The organism is Psychrobacter immobilis (genome assembly GCF_904846235.1).
Taxonomy (GTDB): domain Bacteria; phylum Pseudomonadota; class Gammaproteobacteria; order Pseudomonadales; family Moraxellaceae; genus Psychrobacter; species Psychrobacter immobilis_C.
The window spans coordinates 67755-86830 of record NZ_CAJGZN010000013.1 but is presented as its reverse complement, the minus strand read 5'-3'; the positions used below and the strand labels follow the sequence as shown (position 1 = coordinate 86830).

At 42.4% G+C, this 19076-nt stretch carries 18 protein-coding genes and 2 pseudogenes; 7 read left to right on the top strand and 13 right to left on the bottom strand.

Going from position 1 to position 19076, the window contains the following annotated elements:
- Positions 1-86 precede the first annotated feature (86 nt).
- The 7 genes from JMX07_RS09910 to JMX07_RS09880 all read right to left on the bottom strand — a co-directional run bounded on the left by JMX07_RS09910 (position 87) and on the right by JMX07_RS09880 (position 5798).
- Positions 87-563, bottom strand: coding sequence for a DUF305 domain-containing protein (locus JMX07_RS09910; protein ID WP_037059145.1), 477 nt, complete (start codon positions 561-563; stop codon positions 87-89).
- A gap of 95 nt (positions 564-658) precedes the next feature.
- Positions 659-1813 (bottom strand): copper resistance protein B, encoded by a 1155-nt coding sequence (locus JMX07_RS09905; RefSeq protein ID WP_201551693.1) that lies wholly within the window; start codon positions 1811-1813, stop codon positions 659-661.
- Positions 1814-1844: 31 nt separating this feature from the next.
- Positions 1845-3542: a copper resistance system multicopper oxidase gene (locus tag JMX07_RS09900; RefSeq protein ID WP_201607708.1), complete on the bottom strand. Its 1698-nt coding sequence runs from the start codon at positions 3540-3542 to the stop codon at positions 1845-1847.
- Positions 3543-3609: 67 nt separating this feature from the next.
- Positions 3610-4248, bottom strand: coding sequence for a DUF411 domain-containing protein (locus JMX07_RS09895; RefSeq protein ID WP_101205937.1), 639 nt, complete (start codon positions 4246-4248; stop codon positions 3610-3612).
- 165 nt (positions 4249-4413) lie between these two features.
- Positions 4414-5004 (bottom strand): c-type cytochrome, encoded by a 591-nt coding sequence (locus tag JMX07_RS09890; RefSeq protein ID WP_101205938.1) that lies wholly within the window; start codon positions 5002-5004, stop codon positions 4414-4416.
- 61 nt (positions 5005-5065) lie between these two features.
- On the bottom strand, positions 5066-5338 hold the full coding sequence (locus JMX07_RS09885; RefSeq protein WP_101205939.1) for a hypothetical protein: 273 nt from the start codon (positions 5336-5338) through the stop codon (positions 5066-5068).
- A 133-nt stretch (positions 5339-5471) separates the two neighbouring features.
- Positions 5472-5798 (bottom strand): hypothetical protein, encoded by a 327-nt coding sequence (locus JMX07_RS09880; protein WP_165596721.1) that lies wholly within the window; start codon positions 5796-5798, stop codon positions 5472-5474.
- A gap of 324 nt (positions 5799-6122) precedes the next feature.
- Between JMX07_RS09880 and JMX07_RS09875 the strand changes: the two genes are divergently transcribed.
- The 5 genes and pseudogenes from JMX07_RS09875 (at position 6123) to JMX07_RS09855 (ending at position 9764) form a co-directional block, all read left to right on the top strand.
- Positions 6123-6869: a heavy metal response regulator transcription factor gene (locus JMX07_RS09875; RefSeq protein ID WP_045448100.1), complete on the top strand. Its 747-nt coding sequence runs from the start codon at positions 6123-6125 to the stop codon at positions 6867-6869.
- Positions 6859-8331: an ATP-binding protein gene (locus JMX07_RS09870; protein ID WP_201607707.1), complete on the top strand. Its 1473-nt coding sequence runs from the start codon at positions 6859-6861 to the stop codon at positions 8329-8331. Before JMX07_RS09875 ends, JMX07_RS09870 begins: the two co-directional genes overlap by 11 nt.
- A 119-nt stretch (positions 8332-8450) precedes the next feature.
- A pseudogene (locus tag JMX07_RS09865) lies at positions 8451-8630 on the top strand (restriction endonuclease subunit S); the annotation flags it as partial.
- A 206-nt stretch (positions 8631-8836) separates the two neighbouring features.
- Positions 8837-9124 (top strand): annotated as a pseudogene (gene thyA / locus JMX07_RS09860) (thymidylate synthase); the annotation flags it as partial.
- A gap of 64 nt (positions 9125-9188) precedes the next feature.
- Entirely contained in the window at positions 9189-9764 is a 576-nt protein-coding gene (locus JMX07_RS09855; protein WP_201607705.1) for a dihydrofolate reductase, read from the top strand.
- A gap of 132 nt (positions 9765-9896) precedes the next feature.
- Here the strand turns inward: JMX07_RS09855 and uvrC are convergent, their stop codons facing one another.
- Positions 9897-11741 carry an excinuclease ABC subunit UvrC gene (gene uvrC / locus JMX07_RS09850; protein ID WP_201607704.1) on the bottom strand — a complete coding sequence of 615 codons (1845 nt, stop codon included), beginning with the start codon at positions 11739-11741 and terminating at the stop codon, positions 9897-9899.
- Between the two features lie 154 nt (positions 11742-11895).
- Positions 11896-13419, bottom strand: a complete 1524-nt coding sequence (locus JMX07_RS09845) for a DUF3360 family protein (protein WP_179799115.1) — start codon at positions 13417-13419, stop codon at positions 11896-11898.
- Positions 13420-13931: 512 nt separating this feature from the next.
- Here JMX07_RS09845 and JMX07_RS09840 point away from each other — a divergent pair.
- On the top strand, positions 13932-14492 hold the full coding sequence (locus tag JMX07_RS09840) for a DUF4442 domain-containing protein (RefSeq protein ID WP_201607703.1): 561 nt from the start codon (positions 13932-13934) through the stop codon (positions 14490-14492).
- A 224-nt stretch (positions 14493-14716) separates the two neighbouring features.
- On the opposite strand, the gene rplS is transcribed toward JMX07_RS09840, so the two are convergent.
- The 4 genes from rplS to rpsP all read right to left on the bottom strand — a co-directional run bounded on the left by rplS (position 14717) and on the right by rpsP (position 17152).
- Positions 14717-15136: a 50S ribosomal protein L19 gene (gene rplS, locus JMX07_RS09835; RefSeq protein WP_165598205.1), complete on the bottom strand. Its 420-nt coding sequence runs from the start codon at positions 15134-15136 to the stop codon at positions 14717-14719.
- A 205-nt stretch (positions 15137-15341) separates the two neighbouring features.
- Positions 15342-16106 carry a tRNA (guanosine(37)-N1)-methyltransferase TrmD gene (gene trmD / locus JMX07_RS09830; protein ID WP_201607702.1) on the bottom strand — a complete coding sequence of 255 codons (765 nt, stop codon included), beginning with the start codon at positions 16104-16106 and terminating at the stop codon, positions 15342-15344.
- 77 nt (positions 16107-16183) lie between these two features.
- Positions 16184-16717 (bottom strand): ribosome maturation factor RimM, encoded by a 534-nt coding sequence (rimM, locus tag JMX07_RS09825; protein ID WP_201607700.1) that lies wholly within the window; start codon positions 16715-16717, stop codon positions 16184-16186.
- A 165-nt stretch (positions 16718-16882) separates the two neighbouring features.
- Positions 16883-17152, bottom strand: a complete 270-nt coding sequence (gene rpsP / locus JMX07_RS09820; protein ID WP_021812802.1) for a 30S ribosomal protein S16 — start codon at positions 17150-17152, stop codon at positions 16883-16885.
- A 426-nt stretch (positions 17153-17578) separates the two neighbouring features.
- Between rpsP and JMX07_RS09815 the strand changes: the two genes are divergently transcribed.
- A complete protein-coding gene (locus JMX07_RS09815) occupies positions 17579-19054 on the top strand; it encodes an ATP-binding protein (protein WP_201607698.1) in 1476 nt (491 codons plus the stop codon).
- Positions 19055-19076: the final 22 nt, after the last annotated feature.

Below are 19076 nucleotides of genomic sequence, written 5' to 3'. Positions count from 1 at the left end.
GTAAGGAGTAGGTATAGTTAGAATTAAAAGACGCGATATAGTAAATAGTTTTTAAAGAAGAGCTTACTTATTGGTATCATAATATATTATTCCAACTCATCAATAAGTGCTTGCATCTCACCGATTTCACGCTTTTGTGCTTCGATAATGTCATCAGCAAGCTGACGTACACGTGGATCTTCGATATCAGCACGCGAACTGGTCAAAATAGCAATCGAGTGATGCGGTATCATCGCCTGCATCCAATCCACTTGATCGACCGTTTGTTGTGATCTAACGCCCCATAAACCAAAGGCAAATAGCACGACACTAATCCCATAAACCATTAGATTGACCTTAGTCTTTTTATACATATTGGTCATAAAGGCGAGCATAATAATAGCCATCATAGCGCCCATATATAACGCCATATAAGCTCTGGTTTCGCTAAAATAAACGTGATCCCATTGATAAGTATTAAAATACATCATGATAAACATCACCACTGTGGATGTTAAAATCATGATTGTGAACTTTACATAAGGGTTCATTTGCTTCTGTTTATTATCCATATGGTTATTCATATTCTTGTCCTTAATTTAGTAAAAAGGCACCTAAATAAAGAGGTGCCTTTTTTTAGAGCTAGTGTTATAAACTGTTGTTACTTACATGGTTAACACTAGAACCAAAACATCACACCAGCAGTCAGACTATTAGAATCAACGTCTTCGTCCTCTTGACGACGTAAGTCTCGCGCATCACCCAAGGCGCTCTCGTAGCTGAAACCAACATAAGGCGCGAGCTGACGACTGAATGTCTCATAAGCCAGCCTAACTTCAGCTTCAAACTCATTAAAGCCTTTAGTAATACCGTTATCGGTATCATCTTTACTAAAGGCAGTCAGCTCCAGCTCTGGTCTGACCACCCAACGCTGATCTAAGCGCCACTCGTACGCTGCCCCAAGATCAAGCTGGACTTGACCATCAGTATATAGATAAGCTCTTGCGTCAGTCTCAACGAAGTACGGCGCCGTACCAGCAATGCCTGCCATGATTGCGGACTTATCGTTTTCAGTATTATAAGCAATACCCGCTTCTCCATTCCAGAGGATACCGAGCGGCTTCCAATAAGCGAGTGAGCTTAGACTATCGATCTCTTTATCATCGTTAGTTTGAGCACTACCTTCACTGCGTAGAGTGACACGATTACTATCAGTACCGTACCACGTATCAAACTCAAAATCGATTTGGTCATTCTCAAACTGATAGCCCAAAGTTTCTACTGACACACCCCATAACGGTAAGCTACCCATCATCACAGGCTTACCAAAGCGACCATAGGGAACACCGTTCGAGTAGTCAGGGCTTCGAGCATCGGCTGGTGCTTCGCCACCTTGCATTCCTGACATGTCCATACTGCCATGATCCATGCCCGACATATCCATGCCACTATGATCCATACCTGACATATCGCCCGACATATCCATGCCACTATGATCCATATCTGACATGTCACCTGACATATCCATACCACTATGATCCATATCCGACATATCGCCTGACATATCCATGCCACTATGGTCCATATCTGACATATCGCCTGACATATTGCCCGACATATCCATGCTGCTGTGATCCATATCTGACATATCCATACCAGACATGTCCATACTGCCATGATCCATGTTCGACATGTCCATACTACTATGGTCCATATCTGACATAGTCATGTCTTTTTTAACCGTGGACGGGTCAGCAGCATTAGCAAATGATGATGCTAATAATACCAATGATGATACCCCGGCGAACCGTAAACCTACTTTATGTATTTTCATCTCATCTCTCACCTATCAACCAAAGATTTGCTTAAACAACGGCAACTTCTCTAAACATCCCTGCTTCCATGTGATAGAGCAAGTGGCAATGCCATGCCCATCTGCCAGCTTCTCCGGTGACATCAAAGCTTATCTTTTGTGCAGGCTGTACCATTATCGTATGCTTACGTACTTGAAACTCACCTGAAGGCATCCGCAGATCGCTCCACATACCATGCAAATGCATGGGATGATTCATCATGGTGTCATTGACTAAGGTAATACGTACGCGCTCACCCGGCTTAATATTGACCGGTGCGGCATCTTTGAACATAACCCCGTCTAGAGCCCAAATATAGCGCTCCATGTTTCCCGTCAGATGTATTTCAATCTCTCTGGTGGGTTTGCGCTGCTCTGCCATTATCTCATCGCCGACAGAGCGCAACTGACTATAATTCAAAACCTTTCTATCAATGTTACGTAGATTAATACCAGGGTCATCAAGGTTCATACGCGGACTATCAACGCGCATATCGGACTTAAAGTCATATTCTGTTTTGGCATGTTTAGCGTTATAGCCATTCGATCCCATGGCGCCCATCATGTCGGCCATCGTCAGCCATTCGATTTTGTCCATAGCAGGTATCGCAGGACGAGCACCTTTTTTGGTAGCAAGCGTTGTCGCAACATAGCCTGACCGATCTATGTTTTGAGCAAATATGGTATGCGCGTCTTTAGTGGGCGTCACGATGACATCATAAGTCTCGGCCACCCCAATACGGAAATCATCGATATCGACGGGACTGACATCAATCCCATCCGTCGCGACGACTTTCATTTTTAGGCCGGGGATGCGTACATCAAATATCGTCTGCGCTGAACCATTAATAAAACGTAGTTTGACAGGCTGTCCAGCCTTGACAAGTTGCGTCCAGTTAGCCGCTGTGGTTTTACCATTCATAAGATAAGTAAACGTGGTCTCACCAGATAAATCAGTAAAGTCTGTCGGCATCATCCGCACCTGATTCCACGTTTTGCGCTTATCAAAAGCCGCCTCAAGATCCGTAGCGGCAATATCGGACAATAGCTTTTTAAAGTCTGGCAGATGATAATTATCAAAGTCAGCACGCTGCTTAAGTAGTTTTAGCAGATTATGCGGATCGCGATGCGTCCAATCACTGAGCAAAATGACATGGTCTTCCTCGATAGGATGACGTTCGCGCCCTTTCGGCTCAATGACGATGGCCCCGCGCATACCGGTTTGTTCTTGGAAGCCAGTATGCGAGTGATACCAATAAGTGCCTGACTGTATCAGTTTAAATTTGTACGTGAAGGTGCTACCCGCAGGAATACCATCAAAGCTGATACCCGGTACGCCATCCATCTCAAACGGCACTAAGAGGCCATGCCAGTGAATAGAGGTCGACTCATTCAGCTGATTATGGACTCGAATGGTGACCGTATCGCCTTCTTGCATCTTAAGCGTTGGCGCAGGCAGTGAGTCATTTATCAGCGTTGCCATGCTTGACTTGCCGTTGACCGTTATCATCTTCTCACTGACATAAAGATCAAATTCATTACCCGTTAGTATAGGTACAATGTGATCGGCTCTATCACTATTGACTACGACATTTTGGCTTTTAGTTAAAGCACTATTAGCCATCGTCGGTAGTGTGGATAGCATCGACGCGCCGAGCAAGGTGGATGACCCTGTCAAAAAACGCCTGCGGTTAAATCTGTTTTTATTCATAATATTGACCTAAGTTAATCCATGAAATGAGAGTTGAACTTATATATCTGATAACTTATTAATAGAACTACAGCTGCTGCTGAGGAGACTCAATAGCAGCATAGACTTCTGTGGTGCCGTCTTTATTAAGCTGCATTACCTTATAAGGCATGAATTTACCTTCATACTCCATACCGGGGCTACCAACCGGCATACTCGGTACGGCAAGTCCAATAGCTTGTGCAGGAGGATTTGCTAAGAATTCAGCCATGTGTTTAGCAGGGACATGCCCTTCAAAGACAAAACCGTCGGTGGTAACGGTGGTATGACAAGAGCGCATTTGCTGTGGTACGCCATAACGCTCTTTAAATAAAGATAAATCTGTAACGTCTTGCGCAGTTGCGCTTAGACCATGACCTTCGGCATAGCCTACCCATTCTTTACAGCAGCCGCAGTTGGCATCTTTATAAACCGTGGCTGAGACGTTTTTGAGTAATGATGACGAGCTGTTAACGGGAGCATTTGTAGGAGCAGAACTTTCATTTTGTACTTGTGCATTCTGGGTAGCAGACTGTTCAACCTTTACTGGTTGAGAATCAGAGCCACTGGTATTAGATTGGCTGCAAGCGGCTAGCGTTAACGAGAGTGACGATGTCACCACCAATAAAAGGACACGACCGGATAACCAGCTATGTCCATTAGAAAGCACATGTGTGTAATGTCTCATTAAATTACTCCTAAACGTCTATTATTATGCTCGATATTCTAAAAACTTACACCCTATATTTGAATTCTTATGTACTTAACTAAAAACATTAAATGCAGCACTGTTCAGTACTACATTGGTGATAGCGACAACCGTGAGTTAGGAGGCTTTCATATCTAGAAAGTATTAATGCTGCATTCCAGATCCATCATCCGACATATTCATATCACCGTCAAATGACATGTCCATCATATCGCCATCTATCCTAGTGGTTAGCATCGTGTACTGAGCTTCATCTAATTCAGGTAACGATCTGATAAAAGCAACCATTGCCCACATTCTAGCGTCATCATGGGACGCGCCCCACGTAGGCATTCCAGATGCCATAATACCGTGCTTGATTGCCCAAAAGCCTTGCTTTGCACCGTCTTCTGTTTGATAACGTTTGACAATATCAGCCTTGGTAAAGTTGGGCGGCTTTGGATATAAGCCCTCACTAAAGTCAGTTTGTGCCACTCCCGGAGACAAGTGACAGCCTGCACACATATCCTTATAGTCCGCGCCCCCAGAGCTGATATCGACCTTCTCTAAGTCTGGTACCACAATATCTTTACTGGCATTTGCTATGGAACGATTGCGAGCGGTTTCCAAAAAGCTAAACATCATTGGGCTATGCTCTTGGTCAGCTCCCACATTGACAACACCACTAGTAACAACCGCAAACACGCCAACGATTGCCACAAATACGGTAAAGAGCGCACCCAATAAAAATTTCATATATTTTCCTAAAACTTTATTTTCGTTAAGTGTTGACTGCTATTTAGCAGAGCTAAAATTTTTAAGATTTACTGTCGTTAGTAACGCAGTTTTTTTGGTACATTTGCTTCATTTTACCCATGTTAGCCATCATTGCTTTCATAGCAGGATCTTTCATATCCATCTTGCTATGATCCATTTTTTGCATCATTTGCATATTCTTTTGCATTTTTTCACAGTTCATTTGATCTTTTTTAGCATGCAATTTTGGATCATGCGCCATAGCTGAGGTCGATACGACAAGAGCGATGACCGTCATTGCGATTGATTTAGACAGTAATTTAAATTGTGACATGATTAATTCCTATTGTTTGGATTAAAGGTTATTGAGTTCAATAGCTGTTAAACCAGCCTAAATGATACATCATTTATTCTGACTGGCAGATGACGTTAAGATTACAATTCTGTCATTCTCACTGCTTTAGATTCTAATGCGCGATATATTCATTTAATATGGCTTCAGCATTACTATCACGATCGCTACCATATTTTTCTACAAAATACTTTTCAGACTGCAAATGTTGATCTTGATGTTGAACCTGACAAGCCACTCTGGCGTCGACATAACTTTTCTTTTGCTCTTTGGACATTTGTGCATCATTATGATCTGCGTTTCTTGCAAAACTAGTGAGCGCATCACAATTACCGAGAACAGAAGCATCTAAGTTTGTGGTATGCGCATTGGCCGCTGACATGCCCACTAACATCGATACTGAAAGCAAAGCTGCTTTTTTTAATGAACTATAATTTTTCATATAAGACCCTTTAAAGATAAATAACAAACTGTTTAAGTAGGATAATTGCTTTACCGTAGAGGCAGTCTGTATCAGAGACAAGCCAATATGCGGAGTTGATTTAGAATACTAAATGGTGGCTGACAGCTAGATGACACGGATATTACATGTTCGTTAGGAACAGCATAATATTGTCATCTTCTTGTCATTAAAACCAAATACCAGCATCTGTCTCTATCCAAAGAACACTGTTATAACAAGGGTTCCTGATAAATATATGGCTGATAAGCTAACAATGTTAGTGATACGCTGTTGACAACTATAATGATATAAAGGTAAGCAACGATGAAAGTACTGTTAGTAGAAGATGAGAAAAACCTTGGAGAATATATTAAGAAAGGCTTAACTGAGGCCGGTTTCATCGTGGATCATCACATGACAGGTTTAGATGGCTATCATGCGTTAATGACTGAAGATTTTAGTGTGGTTTTGATGGATGTCATGCTACCTGACGTCAGTGGCTTTGAGTTGGTACAGCGCTACCGAGCTGCTGGAAAACATACGCCAGTTTTATTTTTAACGGCTAAAGATGATTTAAGCGATCGGATCAAAGGTATTGAAATTGGTGGCGATGATTATCTGACCAAGCCTTTTGCTTTTGCTGAACTGATTGTTAGAATAAAAAGCCTATTGCGCCGTGCCAATCAATCTGATTATAAAAGCTCGGTCATACACATAGCTGATCTGAAAATGGATATTGCCAAACGCACCGTTCATAGAGGCAACACTAATATAAAATTGACTGCTAAAGAGTTTGCTTTATTACAACTTTTCTTAGAACGTCAAGGTGAGGTACTGCCGCGCACTGTGATCGCCTCGCAAGTATGGGATATAAACTTTGAGAGTGATACGAATGTCATTGACGTGGCTATAAGGCGCTTGCGGATAAAAATTGATGATGGATTTGATATAAAGCTGATTCATACGGTACGCGGAATGGGCTACAAGTTAGAGCCACTGGCTGTCGACGTGGATAGTGGCATGGGCGACGATAGTATTAATAAAGACAGTCTGACATCAAATGAGACATAAATCTAAGAATCGGCGTTGGTCACTGTTATGGCGAACTATTTTTTTACTGACATTGTTCGTTATTATCTCTCAGGTTATTATCTACGCATGGGTTCAGCGCTCTGTGAGTGGACACTTTGAGCAATTGGACTCAGAAATCCTTACTCATGCAGCTTTTAACCTGCGCAAACGTATGGTTAGTTTGGAAGATCACATAGAACCATTCACAGTATCAAAGTCGCAAGCGCTAATTGATGCCAATCATCTACATTCTTCTTGGCTGGATTATGATTTAAAAACCTTAGTATCAGATAAAAATGGCAAATTATTATCCAGCGATCCCAGTAATTTCATCAATGATCTACCGGCAGATTTTAGCTTGTTACAACTATTGCAGGACTATCGCGATCAGCAGTTTATGATCAAGATAAATAATAGGCATTACCGAGCCATTATCATTACACATCAAGAGGTTTTGGCATTTATTGCTCTACCTATCGATGTGCATCATCAATATCTTATCCAGTTTAATCGCCAGCTGAGCTTGATACTTATCGCCATTACCTTATTATTGGTTTCAGTAGCAGCACTAAGTGTACACTGGGGTTTTGCTCCCCTAGCTACTATCGTACAAAAGATGAAAGGCATTAATCTTCAAAGGTTAGATGAAAGAATTGTGGTTGGCGATATGCCGTTAGAATTACGTCCACTAACGGAGTCTTATAATTCTATGATGGTCAAGCTTGAAAGTAACTTTGAATCATTATCACGGTTTTCAGACAATATCGCCCATGAGCTACGTACGCCAATAGCGACGCTGAGTACGCAAACGCAAGTCATGTTAACTAAGCCAAGAGAAAGCGACGAATACATTGAGCAATTGCATCATCAGCATGATACGTTAAAGCAGTTATCCGCCATGATTAACGATATGTTATTACTGGCAAAAACTCAAAAAGAGCTGAGTGATTCGCAAATCAGTCATGTCGATATAGAGAGCTTGATCACAAAGCTTATAGATTATTATGAGATGATTGCTGAGGATCGTGAGATAATCTTTGAAAAATCGGGTGATTTTAAAACAGTACTAGGTGATAAAGGCTTATTGCAACGGCTGTTTGCCAACCTGATGTCAAATGCGATTTATTATGCGGCTAGTAATAGCACTATTATGATATCCGCTACTGTCCTCACTTCAAGCACCTCGCTTAATGCGCCAAAAGACGATATTCAATCCCCAGAGCAGCTCTGGTTAAGAATAACTATGACCAACCGTCTAGACAAACCATTAAATCAGATTGAAGCCGATAAACTGTTTGAGCGATTCTATCGTCATGATAAAACGAATACGATGCATTCAGGAACAGGCTTAGGCTTATCTATTGTGCAAGCTATCGCCAATGCTCATAATGGCAAAGTTAGTATTACTATCAAAGATGAGTGTCTTTTTGAGGTTGCTGTAAAGTTGTTGATTGCCAGGTAGTAAATACCTTCATACTGTCTATGAACGAGCCTTTCCTAAATTTCGTGTAAGTACTTCTACAATCTAAATGATAGTTACACACTTTTTAGGAAAGGCTCGACAATGCAAGAGCTAATCTTAGCATGGGAAATATATCAAAATTTTTAATTCCTATACCTCCTCTAGCTGAACAACACCGTATCGTTGCTAAAGTCGATGAACTAATGGCTATTTGCGATCAGTTAAAAGTTAAGCTACAGCAGTCTCAAGAGACACAGGTTCAGCTTACCGATGCGTTGATTGATAGGGCTTTAGGGTGAGTTTTAATGTTGGAGCAATCACGTTTTATATGCCTTAGTACAACTAAAAGAAATAAACAAGACCTTCTATTAGCAGTGATATTTTAAAATCAGGTATAATAACCTTGTATGTATAACCCATATTGTGCAGAATTAAAAGTGCACAATGCTATTATAGCTATTAAGGCTATGTTATTAGGCGTCTTGTGCATAAATTAGGGGTTATAATATTCCTAGGCGTGCCTTTTAATATTGCGAGCTATGCGCTATTGACTCATATGGTCGCGCAGGTATGTGGTCTAGAAGTTGGAGAGTTTGTCTGGACAGGTGGTGATTGCCATATCTATCAAAACCACCGTGAGCAGGCCGAGCTACAGTTGACACGCTCGCTATATAAACTGCCAACATTGTCTTTGAACCCTGAAGTAAAAGACATATTTGCGTTTGAGTACGAAGACATTAACGTCAATGACTATGAGTCGCACCCTGCTATCAAAGCCAAAGTTGCCGTATAAAGTTAGTCTGGTTAACTATACTGAATCAGAGCAAAATTTAAGAATATAATAAAAAGGATATATTATGAGCTATGCCCATACCGAAGTTGCCCAAATCGCTGCTATTAGTAGCAATCGCTGTATCGGCAAAAACAATGAGCTACCGTGGCATATCTCAGCAGATTTGCAACATTTCAAAAGCATGACGACCAAAGAAAACGATAGCAAGATTCAAGGTATCGTGATCATGGGTCGCAAAACATTTGAGTCAATGGGTAGTAAACCATTACCAAAGCGTGTGAGCTTTATTGTTACGACACAGATGGATTATGCTGAGACGAAAGGTCTTGCAGATAGCAGCAATGCTTATGTGGTACACAATCTAGATGATGCTCTGACACAAGCAGCTAGCCTTGCTCATGGCGCGCATCTCGATACGATTTGGGTGATTGGCGGCGAGCGAGTATTTAGTGACGCTCTGATGTATACGGACCGTATTGAGCTGACTCATGTAGATACTGACATTGCTGACGGCGATGCCTTTTACCCTGAGTTGCCAGAACGCTTTAAAGTAGCAGACGAATCTGAGCAGATGCATGATGAAAAGAGCGATTTAAGCTTTAAATTTACCACTTATACAGTAGAAACTGATAAGCAGTAAAAGCCTATTAAAAAAGGGGCAATCTTGGATAAGTAAAATTATCCAAGACTGCCCCTTTTTTTTAATCTTCACACAGTCTTATTTATAGTCAATTAATAAGATAAAAACTGATGCTTGATAATATCTAACTCTTTACTCATGCAGTACTTTATAAACCGTTTTTGCGAGTACTGGTCCGATACCTTGTACGCCTGCCAACTCCTGCTGCGAAGCGCCAAGTAGCTGTTGCATACCACCAAAGTGATTGAGCAAGTCACGACGACGTTTCTCACCCAGCCCAGGTATTACCTCTAGCACTGATGACGAGCGACGCTTATCACGTTTCTTACGGTGAGCAGTAATCGCAAAACGATGCGCCTCATCACGAATATGCATAAGCAAGTGCAATGCTTTGCTATCCATCGGTAGATCTAACGGTTCGTGATCGATAAAGTGCAATACCTCAAGCCCAGCCTTGCGCCCTTCCCCTTTTGCCACACTGATGAGCAAGGTATCGCCAAGAATACTCAACTCAGTTAATACTTCTTTGGCAATGCCAAGCTGACCTTTACCACCATCAATCAGTAGTAAATCTGGCAATGGCTGCTTCTTATAACGTCTGGTCAGCACTTGTTTCATCGCCGCATAGTCGTCGCCACCTTGGATATCATGGATAGCATACTGACGGTAATCGCGACGGCGCGAGCCACCTTGGTCAAATACCACGCAGCTACCAATGGTCGCCTCACCCATCGTATGTGAGATATCAAAACATTCAATACGATCAATCGTCCGATCGGTGACAGTTGCCAATACGTCTTTTAGTGCGCCGAAGCGTGCATGCAGCTCTAAATAATCGCCAAGCTTGGTTTTTAGTGCATTACTGGTATTCAATGTGGCTAAGTCCAGCCACTCTGAGCGATGCTCGCGTACATTGGTCTTGATGACTACTTTATTATCAAAGTGCGTTGCCAATGCTTCGCTTACTGCCACCTGATCTGGTATCTGATGGCTTAATATAATTTCTGCGGGCAAATCATCGGTCACTTGGAAATAAAATGAGGTAATAAAAGCCGATAAATTGTCTGCTAGCGACTCACTACTATCCACATCTGGGAAATAATTTTTTCCACCCAATACACGTCCACCACGTACCGTCAGTACGTTCACACAGGTCATGCCAGCTTGACTGGCAATCGCAATCACATCTGCCTCACCTTGTACTGTGTAGACTGCTTGCCTTGCTTGTACTTCACGTAGCATGGACAGCTGATCGCGATAAAATACCGCCTTTTCAAAATCTAACGCTTCAGCTGACGCTTCCATCTTTTCAATCAGCGTAATATGGATGTCACTAGAGTCGCCTTTTAAAAAACGGATGGTATTGTTCACATCTTCTGCGTACTCTTCTGGCGATACCAAACCGACACAGGGCGCACGGCAACGTTTGATCTGATACTCAAGGCAAGGACGTTGACGCTGCTTAAAAAAGGTATTGGTACATTGACGCATTTGAAACATCTTTTGCATCAAGACCAACGTTTCTTTTGCCGCATGTGCAGAGGGAAACGGGCCAAAGAATCGACCTTTTTGATGATTGCCTTTGCCGCGACCGTAAGCCAAACGTGGATAAGGCTTATCGGCTGAGATAAATACATACAGATAGGATTTATCATCACGCAGCAGCACATTATAAGGTGGACGATGCTCTTTTATTAGATTCTGTTCAAGCAACAGCGCTTCGGTCTCACTACGCGTAATGATAGTCTCAATATTATGAATCCGCGCCACTAGCGCCCGCGTCTTTGGATGATCAATCGTCTTGGCAAAATAGCTATTTACTCGGCTTTTTAGCGACTTAGCTTTACCAACGTATAATATATCGCCGTTCTTACCCAGCATCTTATACACCCCTGGCAAGTTAGGCAGGCGTTTAATCAGATGCTTAAGACGGGCTTTTTTATCATCGACAGGACTCGATTCTGAGACATTAACCATAGAATTTATTGCTCTTAAAAATCTTAGTAATACTGCTAGTTATGGGGCGGGAGTCATTGTTTTACAAGCCAATTATTATCGCAGCGCTACCCATAAAAAAGCCAGCTTTCGCCGGCTTAGTTTATTCTATTATCGTTTATTCAATCACATACTACTAATGACGGAAGTTTGCCATCAGTGCTGGGATACCCGGCAGCATACCGACGATAGCCATGACACCTGTCAGTACCACGAACATAATACCCGGTATGATCCAGCGGCTCATCTTAGTCAAATTCGCACTACGTTCTTTAGAGCCGATCAGACCTAAGTTATCAAGCAACAATGTGAGCGACCAACCGAAGGCTGGGTTGACCAATGCCGATGCGAATACCACGATAGCAGCAGATTGCGTGGTTTTACCTTCACGCGTCATCTCCATACCAGCTTCTAGTAATGGAATAAATACCCCAACGATCAAGGCCACACACATCACTGGCTGCCAAATGGCCAAATCCATCGGATAGCCCCAAACCCCTGCGATAATACAAAATAGAGCCGTCAATAAAGCACCGGCAGGAATTGGACGTTTAGCAATCGCCGCAGGAACAATATACGTTCCCCAAGATGACGCAAAGTTGGAGCCGCCCAATACAGAGCCGACTACCTGACGAAATGAAGCACTGGTCATGGTGTCATCAATATCCATAAGCACTTTTTCAGTACGCTTAGGATAGCTGATTTTTTGGAACACCTGATGGCCCAAGAAATCTGGCGACCACATTGCCACGGCCAAAATAGCAAACGGCAGTACTACAATGAAGCTTTCAATCGTCGGCAGACCTAACATCCAACCTGTGTTTTCGCCCCACCAATACATTGGATTCATGTTTGGTAGACCTGGCGCTGTTTTGAACTCAAAAGGTGCGCCCAATGCAAATGCAAGACCTCCACCTAACACACAGCTTAGCGGAACCGCGAGCCAGCGTTTTTGCCAATGCTCAAGCAATGCATACAGCAGAATAGTCGCCAGAATAATAAAGAAAGCGATATGCGACATGCCAATCCCTTCTGCCCAAGCAAAGAGATTTTTGACCTGTGATGTGGTACCGATAAAGCCCAAGTAAATCAATAGGCCACCGCACACACCTTTACTGGTTAAGTTGGCTAGTAGACTCCCCCCTTTACTAATCGCGAGGAGCAGACCAAAAGCACCGATAAGCAAACCAAAGGCCATCGGGTGCCCACCAGCTGCTACCACAATAGGAATCAAAGGAATAAGTGGACCGTGAGTACCAGCAAGGTTGGCCGTCGGCAATAAAAATCCCGAAAATAAGATAATAAAGAAGGAGACGATCAATAGCTCGTAGCGTACGTTTTCTAGAACAAACGCATCACCTAAGCCGAGTGGACCTGCAAAGGTTGCTGCAATGGCGCCCACCATAACAACTTTACCAATGGTCGCGGCCATTGCTGGAATAGTATCTTCGTATTCAAAACGGTAATCACGGAATGGTAAATTAGGACGCCAACGTTTCGGCTGCATGATTTGTAATTCATGGTTTAAATAAGCATCACGACTGTCGAAACTAGAACTGGGCTTATGCAAATCTACATAACTGCCTTGTACTTGACTGTCGTGGTTTACGTTCGAGGTCGGCGGATTAGACCCTGAAGAGGGGGTCTGAGGGTTACTCATCACATTTCCTTGTGTCGATTACATCTTTGATTGACTACACACGCTCTGCTCTAATGTCATAGACCAAAGCGCCTATTACAAACTGCGAACTATTGTATGCCAAGACTTGATGAAATGCGAACCTAAAACCATTTAAAGATACTATGTATCTCATTATAATATATAAACTAAAGTTTCTATTTGAGACAAAATTGACCTTAATAGAAAACCATGAGTAAAAAATCTCTCTGTTATAGACTTTGAATTAGGATAAACGACCATTTTATTGATAATTGTTTACATCTAGGTAGATTTTTATCACATAGATGAATAGCAAAGATAGTTATAATAAATAACGATCGTTACTTGTAAGTGGGCATAAATATGTCATTTCGGTTACGCTTTAGAGCTAGCGGGCTGAGTACTTTTTAATTATGATAAATACTTTTTATCGATTTATTTACCAGTGATACTGTGTAAAACCGCATTATTGATACAATCAAAAAATTGAGAAAAGGCAACAGGACAAGTTTATGAGCGTATTACCTACCAACCTTGAGACCTTGAAACGTCGGGCCAAGCAAAGCATCATGCCATTGCTGACACCGCATTTATTAAAGCTACGCCTTAATACTTATGCACCATACATTGGCGCAGGTATCAAAATCGATCATATTAGTCTCGATCAGGGTTTGTGCGTAGTCAGCATGGGACTAAACACTCTAAACAAAAATATCGTCGGTACTCAGTTCGGTGGTAGCTTATATTCAATGGTTGACCCTTTTTATATGCTTATGCTGATGCATCAATTGGGTAGCAACTATGTGGTGTGGGACAAAAGCTCACACATTGATTTTGTTGCGCCTGGCAATAGTAAAGTCACTGCACGCATGAAAATACCTAGCTCTGAAATCATTACCATTCAAGAGTTGGCAAAAGAGGGTAAAGCCGTATTTCGTGAGTACAAAGTCGACATCGTTGATGAGCAGCAAAAGCTAATCGCGACCGTTACCAAGACGTTATACATTAGACTGCGCAAATACAGTAAGTCCAAAGAGCAAGTCAACCGCATCGATACGTTTGATGCTCAATAAGTTTTAGCTTATAACTGGCACTGTCAGAGCTGATAAAACTTAAATTATTAATGTTATACATACAAAAACCCCAATCTAGCTTGCGCATAGATTGGGGTTTCGTCTTTTTTGGTATGGCCCGCTTATTTATAAATAAACCTATGAATAAGGGCTTGTATCTACTATTACCTTGTCTTGAGCCAATACTAAAATTATAGGACTAACTCAAAACGGCAAACTTGTGCTTAGATACCAGGTGCAGTATCAACTGCATCAGGTACGCCAGCGTCAGTTTTTTTCTGAGCTGGACGTGGCGCAAGTTTTTCGCGGATACGTGCTGATTTACCAGAACGCTCACGTAAGTAGTACAGTTTCGCACGGCGAACAGCACCGCGACGTTTCACTTCGATGCTATCGATGATTGGTGAATGCAACTGGAATGCACGCTCAACGCCAACGCCGCTTGAGATTTTACGTACGGTAAACGCTGAGTTTAAACCGCGGTTACGCTTAGCAATTACAACGCCTTCAAAAGCCTGTAAACGCTCACGCTCACCTTCACGTACTTTTACTTGTACCACAACGGTATCGCCGGGTGCAAAGCTTGGGCGCTCAAGCAATTGAGCGTTTTCGATGACCTGAACCAATGGATGCTTGTTGCTCATGAGAGTTATCTCCTCACATTAGATAATAGAGGCTTGACGCATATCACCTGTTTGTAATAATTAATCGCATCTCTTTATAGTGAGACACAACGTAAATGGGTTATAACCAACGGCCACTATGCTATGACTCGTTTTATTATTGCTCAAAATTCTGTTTCTTAACTGTTTATCAAACTTGGTAACGATAAAGTCAGATTTTAAAAACCTACTTTTTATCTGCTTTGGCCAATGCTTTCAACCACTTTGCTTGCTCTACCGTTGGGGTAAACGCTTGCCATAAGTCTGGACGACGCGTTTGCGTACGACTGACTTGCTGACTAAAACGCCACTTAGCGATATTGGCATGGTGACCTGAAAGTAATACCTCAGGAACCGCCATACCCGCAAACTCATGCGGCTTAGTATAGTGTGGACAGTCAAGCAAGCCATCGACAAAAGAGTCTTGCTCCGCTGACTTGTCATCACCCATGATATCGGGCAGACGACGTATCACACTATCCATCAGCACCATTGCTGGCAACTCGCCACCAGTCAACACGTAATCACCTAACGATACTTCCATATCGACATATTGTGATAGTAAACGCTCGTCAATACCTTCATAACGACCGCATAATAAAATCATGCCATCGTAATCAGTCATATTGACTACGCTACTCTCACTAAGCGTCTGTCCTTGCGGTGACATATAAATCACCGGACAGTGCTCACTATCGACACGACAACCATGTTGACTGGCACGTAATCGTGCATCCTCAATGGCTTTCGATAATGGCTCAGCCATCATCACCATCCCAGGACCACCCCCATAAGGGCGCTCATCAATACGGCGATAGTTATCGGTGGTATAATCACGTGGATTAATGCATTCAATCGTAACTTGATCTTGAGTCACTGCTCGGCCCGTGATTCCAAATTCACGAATCGTGGCAAACATCTCAGGAAAAATACTAATTACGGCAAAATACATCTGATGTCTACTTGCGTTAAGGCTAAAACAATCGGTGTAAGTACTAATAATGTCTGACTAAAAAGCCAGAAACGCTATTAGTAATCACTCGGCCATGCCACAAGCACTGTTTTTTCAGTCATATTGACTTCTATCACAGTCTGCTTATGCCATGGAATCAGGCGTTCTTCATTGTCCAAACTGTCTGAATTTGCCGTTACACGCATGATGTCATGGGCACCGGTTTCAAACATTTCAGTGATATTACCTAGATACTCATCCTGCTCGTTCATCACGCGCAGACTGACCAAAGCCGACCAATAATATTCGTCTTCAGCTGTTTCAGGCAGGACGTTTTGTTCGACCCAAACGGTAACACCGTTCATAGTCTCAGCAACATTACGATCAGGAATCTGCTCAAATTGAGCCACAATTCCTGTTCCTTGCTCACGCCAAGCCTTCACAGTCAAAGGTTTCATGCCAGTGGCAGTTTTCATCCACCACGGCTTCATGTCGAATATTGCTGTACGGTCATCCGTATCACTGAATACCCAAAGCCAGCCTTTAATGCCGTAAGGCTTCTTAAGCTGACCAATTTTCATAAGGGCACTAGCGTTTGGAACAGATGACATAGCAGCTAACCTAACAATGATTAAAACAGCAATTGCAAAAACAATTGCGTCAAAAGCGATAAACAGTTAATGGCGCACCCTGGTCAGACCAGTTACGCTATGTATTCTAAAGTCTACTGAGTCATGTCATAGTTTTGCTATGAACGTCTCAGTAACAACCAAAACTTAAGCAGTTGCTTCAGTTTGAGCTGCAGACTTGTTGTAAGCTTTTGCTAATGAAGCAACGCGATCTGAAGGTTGTGCACCTTTTGCGATCCACGCATTGTACGCTTCCATGTTTAGGCGTACTGCTTCTTCAGACTCTTTAGCGAGTGGGTTAAAAAAGCCGATGTTTTCAATATAGCGACCGTCACGCGCGCGGCGTTGATCAGCAACAACTACTTGATAAAATGGGCGTTTCTTGGCACCGCCCCGTGCTAAACGAATAACAACCATGTGAATTCTCTCTTTCGCAGGTATACCAAAAAGGGCATAATTATATCACAGTCTTTATTTGTTGAAAACATAAACTGTGCATATTTAATTATTTATTAACAATAGCTTAAATGTCGACCTAAGTAAAATATAACTGATAATAATGGCTTATTTTTAAAGTTTTTCTTTAGATTCTATAGATTACTGTCGCTCTCTCTGAAAAATAGATGATTGCTAAATACATTTATCCTTAAGCTTAACTTTATATCTATTTCAATAACTGTTTGGCTCGCTCGTCGATTGCATACTGTATCAGTACTATTTATTGATTATGCTATTCTATGATATACCGCTATAGATTGATGCACGGACTAGCTTTAAGGCAATCGTATTTAAAGAGCTACACGCTATATCACAATAACTTTTCTTTTACTCTGTTGGACACATATGATCTCTCCGAACCCAAAGCCGCGTCGTAAAGGTTGGCTGCCACGCTCTTATTCCAACACTTGGCTAACGACCTTGATGGTTGCCTTTATCGTGCTTATCAGTGTGAGCTTATCGATTTTGTTCTTTTGGCGCAGTCTGTATCTGCCAGAGTTAAAAAACCATGCGCGTTATTTAACGAGTGAATTACAGCTGATCAATAGCGTCAATAAAGACTGGCAAGGTCGTCCCGAAGTACGTCAATGGATTTACCAGCACTCTCATGTCGTCGTGGTGAATAACCCAAGCGACTTTCCAGAAGTCGCTGACAAGCCATTCGTGAGCTTTTTTACGGATGTATTACAACGTGAAATCGGTGCACAGCTCGGCCGCCCTGTAGAGGTCTATTTTAAATTTAAGCCAACACCTCAGCTATGGGTACAAGACAGCCGTGATGATAGTTTTTGGGTGCGTGAGCCTGTGGTTTACTATTCACAATATAGCCCGACGTTACTGGTGCTATTTTTGATCGGACTGCCTATCCTATCGCTACTAACGATTATTCTATTAGCCCGTCAGTTGAATCGCCCGCTACGCTACCTACAGCGGGCAGCTACTAACTATATTCGTCTCGGTCATGCAACCACACTGCCCACTCAGAAAGGCCCCACAGAAATACGTCAAGTTAATATGGCATTTAACCGACTGTTTACGACCTTAAACCAAGCGCAAAAAGAGCGAACAATCATGCTTGCCGGCATCTCACATGATTTGCGGACGCCGTTGACACGTATGCGCTTAACCGCAGAAATGCTACCAGATGATTTCTTCCGTGAAGGGCTGATTTACGATATTGAGGATATGGATGCTATTTTGGAGCAATTCATCTCGTTTATGAAAGATGGTTCTGATGAGCCAGTCAGCTTGACCAACCTAGACACTATATTTAATGAAGTCATGGTGCAGTTTGCGCCAATGAAGTTTGTATATGAGTCAGAATGCGACAAGGTCGTTCCCGTACGTCCATTATCCATCAAGCGTCTGATTATCAACTTGGTCAATAATGCCAATCGTTATGGAAAACCACCAATTTATTTATCGGCAACGGTTGTACCGACATTCATAGAAACTGTCGAAGACGAAGATACGGATGTGGTCAGCGAAAATATGGTGAACAAAGAAGCTCAAGAACAACTAGTGATTTGTGTACGAGATTGCGGTGATGGTGTCGCTGACGATCAATTAGAGCGGATTATGCAACCATTTGAACGTGGAGAGACGGCACGGACTACTCAAGGTAGCGGTCTAGGTCTTGCGATCGTTGATCGTATTGCACGATTACATCATGGTACTGTTGAAGCCATCAACCACCCTGAAGGTGGGCTACAAGTATGCGTACGTATTCCCCTACTCTCTAAAGTCGCTGGAGATACTATGTTAGCGGCTGACGTAGAAGAGGTATCTGAGGTAGATAGTACGGTGCCAGATTCAAAATAGCGATAAAACTTCAAACTAAATA